We start from the raw sequence: 5,714 nt of genomic DNA on the forward strand, positions 1-5,714 counted from the left end.
TGGATCGCAACCCATTTTTCCACGGTCGAATGATCTATTCCAAACCGAGCTGCGATTCGGCGGAAGCCGTCTGAACCCTCTTCATACGCCAACACCACCGACTGCTTGAAAGACGTGCTGTATTTGGACATGCAAACCCCCAAAGTTGATGTCCAACTTTCGGGGGTCATTTCAAAATCCGGGGGCTTTTTGTTTCTGGGGCCGACCCTGTGTTCCCTTCCGCCCAGTCCCCGGAACAATCCTCTGCCCTTGCGCATTGCTCCTGCAACACCAACAGGGAGCACACCCATGGCTCATAAGCTTGCTATTACCGAAATCGAGAACATCACCCACGACGTCCGCCAGTTCACCTTCGAGAAGGCGCAAGGGTTTGCGTTCACGCCGGGGCAGGCGGTCGAGGTGGGGATTGATCGGGACGGTTGGCGCGATGCGGACAATCCCTTCACCTTCACGGCGTTGCCTGAATGGGACCATTTGCAGTTCACCATCAAGATCTATCCATCCCATGACGGTCTGACCGAGCAGATCGGCAACCTCGGTGTCGGTGACCGTTTTTTCATTGGCGATCCCTGGGGAACCATTGAATACAAGGGCAAGGGCACCTTCTTTGCCGGCGGTGCCGGTGTCACCCCGTTCATCGCCATCCTGCGCATGCTCAGAGAGCGCGGCGAACTGTCGGGCCACAGGTTGATCTTCGCCAACAAGCGCGAAGCCGACATCATCCTAAGGCAGGAGTTCGACGCCATGGAGGGGCTGGAGACGGTCTATGTGCTCTCCGGCGAGAACAAGGACGGTTTCGAGTATGGCCGTATCGACAAGCCGATGCTTCAGCGACTGATAGGCAACACCTCGCAGCAGTTCTGTGTCTGCGGTCCCGACGGAATGGTCGAAAGCATCAACAGTGCGCTGAAGGATCTCGGCGCCGATCCCGAAGCGCTGATATTCGAGCAATAGGCACGGATGAGCGTTATTCACGAAAAAGCCCCGGACCATCCGGCCCGAGGCTTCAATTCCCAGCAAGCCTTGAGCCTCAGCCCACGCTATCCCTCGTCCGTCTTGTTCAGCTCCGAGACAACCGGCATTGAGGTGATGTTGAAGCCTGAATCCACATAGTGGATCTCGCCGGTGACGCCTGAGGACAGGTCCGAGAGCAGATAGAGCGCCGATTTGCCGACATCGCCAATATCGACGGTGCGTCTGAGCGGCGCGTTCTTCTTCTGGTAATTGAACATGGCGCGCGCGTCGCCGATGCCCGCGCCTGCGAGCGTGCGCACCGGGCCTGCCGAAATTGCATTGACACGGATGCCGTCCGGGCCGTAATCGGCGGCCAGATAGCGCACCATTGCTTCAAGTGCTGCCTTGGCGATGCCCATCACGTTGTAATTTGGCATCACCCGCATCGAGCCGCCATAGGTCAGTGTCAGGATCGAACCGCCCGCCGTCATCAGCGGTGCCGCGCGCTGCGCCACTTCGGTGAAGGAATAGGCCGAGATCACCATGGTGCGGGAGAAGTTCGCCCGCGTGGTGACATCCGCATAGCGGCCCTTGAGCTCGTTGCGGTCGGAGAATCCGATGGCGTGGACGATGAAATCGATCGTGCCCCATTCGGCCTTCAGCGTCTCGAACACCGCGTCAACCGTTGCGATATCCTCGACATCGCAAGGCAGCACCAGCCTGGAGCCGAGCTTCTCGGCCAGCGGCCTGACCCGGCGGCCAAAACCTTCGCCCTGATAGGTGAACGCCAGTTCGGCGCCGGCCTCGGCCAGCTGTGTGGCAATGCCCCAGGCGATCGAGTGGTCATTGGCGACCCCCATGATCAGCCCGCGCTTGCCTTTCATGATCCTGTCCATGCCGTTTCCCCTCGCGTCACTCACGTCCGGGCCGCTCAACGGTCATGCCGCTGGAAGACCAGCGTCGCATTGGTGCCGCCAAAACCGAACGAGTTCGACAACACGGTGTCGATCTGTGCGTTGTCGATGCGCGCGCGCACGATCGGCACCCCGTCGAATTCGGGATCCAGTTCGGTGATATGCGCGCTTTCGCCGATGAAACTCTCCTTCATCATCAACAGCGAATAAATCGCCTCCTGCACGCCGGTTGCGCCCAGCGAATGCCCGGTCAGCGATTTGGTCGACTGCACATGCGGCATATCGGTACCGAAAACTTCGCGAATCGCGCCGATTTCCTTGGAGTCGCCCACCGGCGTCGAGGTGCCGTGGGTGTTGATGTAGTCGACCCGGCCTTCGACCGTCGAAAGCGCCTGGCGCATGCAGCGGATGGCACCTTCGCCCGAGGGTGCCACCATGTCGTAGCCGTCGGACGTCGCACCATAGCCGGTCAGCTCGCCATAGATCTTGGCGCCGCGCGCCTTGGCATGTTCGAGTTCTTCGAGCACCAGCACACCGGCGCCGCCGGCAATGACAAAGCCGTCGCGGGTGATGTCATAGGCGCGGGATGCGGTCTCCGGGCTGGTCTCGTTGTATTTCGAGCTCATTGCGCCCATCGCGTCGAACAGGTTGGACATCGACCAGTCGAGATCCTCGTGGCCGCCGGCGAACACCATGTCCTGCTTGCCCCACTGGATCAGTTCGGCGGCGTTGCCGATGCAATGCGCCGAGGTCGAGCAGGCCGACGAGATCGAGTAATTGACGCCGTGGATCTTGAACCAGGTCGCCAGCGTCGCCGAAGCGGTCGAGGACATCGCCTTGGGCACCGCGAACGGGCCAATCCGTTTCGGGCTGCCGTTCTTGCGGGTGATATCGGCGGCGTCGATCAGCGTGCGCGTCGAAGGTCCGCCCGATCCCATCACGATGCCGGTGCGCTCATGGCTGATTTCGGCCTCTTCAAGGCCGGCATCCTCGATCGCCTGTTTCATGGCGACATGGTTCCAGGCGCCGCCACGCGACAGGAAGCGCATGGCGCGGCGGTCGACCATATCGGTCGGGTCCAGCGTCGGTGCGCCCCAGACCTGGCTGCGGAAACCGTGGTCGGCGAAATCCTGGCTGAAGCTGATGCCGGATCTGGCGTCGCGGAGTGATTCGGTCACTTCGCTCGCGGTATTGCCGATCGAGGATACGATCCCCATTCCCGTCACAACGACTCGTCTCATATGTCTGCCCTTTCGAGTGGAGGGTCCTGATCTGTCCCGGCTCCCGCTTCGGGTAACCGGGATCGGGATGTGTCAGGCGTTTTTGTCCTTGGCAAGGCCGACTTTCAAATCCGTGGCGTTGTAGATGGTTTCCCCATCTGCCTTGAGCCAGCCATTGGCGATGCCGAGCACCAGCCGGCCGCGCATGACGCGTTTGAAGTCGATGCCGTATTCGAGCAGTTTGACGTCAGGCGTCACCATGCCCTTGAATTTCACCTCGCCGGTCGACAGCGCCATGCCGCGGCCCTGCTCGCCAAGCCAGCCGAGATAAAATCCGGTCAGCTGCCACATACCGTCAAGACCAAGGCAGCCCGGCATCACCGGGTTGCCCTTGAAATGGCAGGGGAAAAACCAGAGATCCGGCGTGATGTCGAATTCGGCACGCAGATAGCCCTTGTCGAATTCGCCGCCGGTTTCCGAAATATCTGTGATCCGGTGCACCATCAGCATGGGCGGCAAAGGCAGCTGCGCATTGCCGGGTCCGAAAAGATCGCCTTCCGCGCAGGTCAGGATTTCTTCGTATGTGTAGCTCGATTGCCTGTCGACCATGAAAAATGCGTCTCCCGTTTCGCCGTCTCTCCGCGCGGCTTCCATTATTGTCGCTGTGCACGCTAGCACAGCCCCGCACCTCCGCGAAACCGGCCCGCGCGGCATCTCCGAATACCGGATGAGGCCAGCGAGTGAAAGAGGCGACGTTACGGAAAGTGCTGTCCGAGGGGTCTATTGAAAGCCATGCCCACAAAAGTTATATGAATGAAACGAAATCCAACGTTTGGACGTGTATCAATATGGATATTGCGCAGAGATCAAAACCCAGTGACCGCGATTCGGCCGCGCGCCTGCGTCAAGCAGGACTCCGCCCGACGCGTCAGCGTGTCGCCTTGGCGGATCTGCTGTTTGCCAAGGGTGACCGTCATCTGACGGCGGAAGAGCTGCACGAGGAAGCCGGTTGCATCGGCTGTTCCTGTTCGCTGGCCACCGTTTACAACACCCTGCACCAGTTCACCGAAGCCGGTCTGCTCAGGGTTCTTTCGCTGGAAACGGCCAAGACCTATTTTGACACCAATGTCTCTGACCACCATCATTTCCTCGTCGAAGGCCGCAACGAGGTGGTCGACATTCCTGTTGGCGATATTTCGGTCAACAATCTGCCCGAGGCGCCGGAAGGCATGGAAATCACCTATGTCGACGTGGTGATCCGGGTCCGGCCCAAGAGCTGAACTGCAGTCCGCCCATTGCGAGGCGGCGTGGCACAACCTGCGCGCCATTCGCATTCGGGCGAACCGGCCTGTCGCGAACTTCACACAGATCGCTCTGGAAATGCCATTGATTTCCGACTATTGGCTTGAGCACAGTTTTATGTCCCCGGAGCAGTCGCGCATATCCGCCGCTGATCCCGGGAGCCCGGAGAGGAGATCACATGCCGCCTTATCGTTCGAGAACTTCCACCCATGGCCGTAACATGGCGGGCGCCCGTGGTCTCTGGCGCGCGACGGGCATGAAGGATGCCGATTTCGGCAAGCCGATCATCGCGGTGGTCAATTCCTTCACCCAGTTCGTCCCCGGCCACGTGCATCTCAAGGATCTGGGCCAACTGGTCGCCGGCGAGATCGAAAAGGCAGGCGGCATCGCCAAGGAATTCAACACCATCGCTGTCGATGACGGCATCGCCATGGGCCATGACGGCATGCTTTATTCGCTGCCTTCGCGCGAATTGATCGCCGATTCGGTCGAGTACATGGTCAATGCCCACTGCGCCGATGCGATGGTCTGCATTTCCAACTGCGACAAGATCACGCCCGGCATGCTGATGGCGGCGATGCGGCTCAACATTCCGGTGGTCTTCGTCTCCGGCGGCCCGATGGAGGCCGGCAAGGTCATTCTCGAGGACGGCACAGAGAAGGCGCTGGATCTGGTCGACGCCATGGTTGCCGCCGCCGATGACAATATCAGCGATGCCGACGTGGCCTCGATCGAGCGTGCCGCTTGTCCTACCTGCGGCTCCTGCTCGGGCATGTTCACCGCCAATTCGATGAATTGCCTCGCCGAGGCGATGGGTCTGGCGCTGCCGGGCAACGGCTCGACGCTGGCCACCCATTTCGATCGCGAGCGGTTGTTTCGCGAAGCCGGACGCAGGGTCGTCGGACTGGCCAAGCAATATTATGAAGACGACGACACCAGCGTGCTGCCACGCTCGATTGCCTCCTTCGCAGCCTTCGAGAACGCCATGACGCTCGACATCGCCATGGGCGGGTCGACCAACACGGTGCTGCATTTGCTGGCGATTGCCCATGAGGGCGAGGTGGAGTTCACCATGGCCGACATCGACCGGCTGTCGCGCGGCGTTCCGGTACTGTGCAAGGTCGCACCCGCCAAGGCCGACGTGCATATGGAAGACATTCACCGCGCTGGCGGCATCATGGCCATTCTGGGCGAATTGAACCGGGCAGGCCTGCTCGACACATCTGTCAGCACCATCCACGAAAAGACCCTCGAGGATGCGCTGAAAAAATGGGATGTGGTGCAGTCGACTGATGAAGCGGTACATGAATTCTACCGCGCAGCA

General features: G+C 60.4%; 6 protein-coding genes. 3 read left to right on the forward strand and 3 right to left on the reverse strand.

Annotated features, from left to right (window positions below; genetic code table 11):
* Window positions 1-288 precede the first annotated feature (288 nt).
* Complete coding sequence (locus tag ABJN75_RS08395) at window positions 289-954, forward strand: FAD-binding oxidoreductase (protein WP_348438653.1); 666 nt, start codon at window positions 289-291, stop codon at window positions 952-954.
* Between the two features lie 86 nt (window positions 955-1,040).
* Here ABJN75_RS08395 and fabI read toward each other — a convergent pair whose 3' ends face one another.
* The 3 genes from fabI to fabA form a co-directional block, all read right to left on the reverse strand.
* A complete protein-coding gene (fabI, locus tag ABJN75_RS08400; RefSeq protein WP_348438655.1) occupies window positions 1,041-1,850 on the reverse strand; it encodes an enoyl-ACP reductase FabI in 810 nt (269 codons plus the stop codon).
* 35 nt (window positions 1,851-1,885) lie between these two features.
* Window positions 1,886-3,109, reverse strand: a complete 1,224-nt coding sequence (gene fabB / locus ABJN75_RS08405; RefSeq protein ID WP_348438657.1) for a beta-ketoacyl-ACP synthase I — start codon at window positions 3,107-3,109, stop codon at window positions 1,886-1,888.
* Between the two features lie 72 nt (window positions 3,110-3,181).
* A complete protein-coding gene (fabA, locus tag ABJN75_RS08410; RefSeq protein ID WP_348438659.1) occupies window positions 3,182-3,697 on the reverse strand; it encodes a 3-hydroxyacyl-[acyl-carrier-protein] dehydratase FabA in 516 nt (171 codons plus the stop codon).
* 239 nt (window positions 3,698-3,936) lie between these two features.
* Here fabA and irrA point away from each other — a divergent pair, with 239 nt between their 5' ends.
* Window positions 3,937-4,368: an iron response transcriptional regulator IrrA gene (irrA, locus tag ABJN75_RS08415; protein ID WP_348438661.1), complete on the forward strand. Its 432-nt coding sequence runs from the start codon at window positions 3,937-3,939 to the stop codon at window positions 4,366-4,368.
* 200 nt (window positions 4,369-4,568) lie between these two features.
* Window positions 4,569-5,714 (forward strand): dihydroxy-acid dehydratase (gene ilvD, locus ABJN75_RS08420; protein WP_348438663.1); only part of this gene is annotated, 1,146 nt, incomplete at its 3' end.

This window comes from Hoeflea sp., assembly GCF_039975035.1.
In the GTDB taxonomy this organism is placed as follows: Bacteria; Pseudomonadota; Alphaproteobacteria; order Rhizobiales; family Rhizobiaceae; genus Hoeflea.

Bases quoted from the DNA above. Each gene is read 5' to 3' on its own strand.
- ABJN75_RS08395 (WP_348438653.1), top strand. From the start codon at position 289: ATGGCTCATAAGCTTGCTATTACCGAAATCGAGAACATCACCCACGAC.
- fabI (WP_348438655.1), bottom strand. From the start codon at position 1,850: ATGGACAGGATCATGAAAGGCAAGCGCGGGCTGATCATGGGGGTCGCC.
- fabB (WP_348438657.1), bottom strand. From the start codon at position 3,109: ATGAGACGAGTCGTTGTGACGGGAATGGGGATCGTATCCTCGATCGGC.
- fabA (WP_348438659.1), bottom strand. From the start codon at position 3,697: ATGGTCGACAGGCAATCGAGCTACACATACGAAGAAATCCTGACCTGC.
- irrA (WP_348438661.1), top strand. From the start codon at position 3,937: ATGGATATTGCGCAGAGATCAAAACCCAGTGACCGCGATTCGGCCGCG.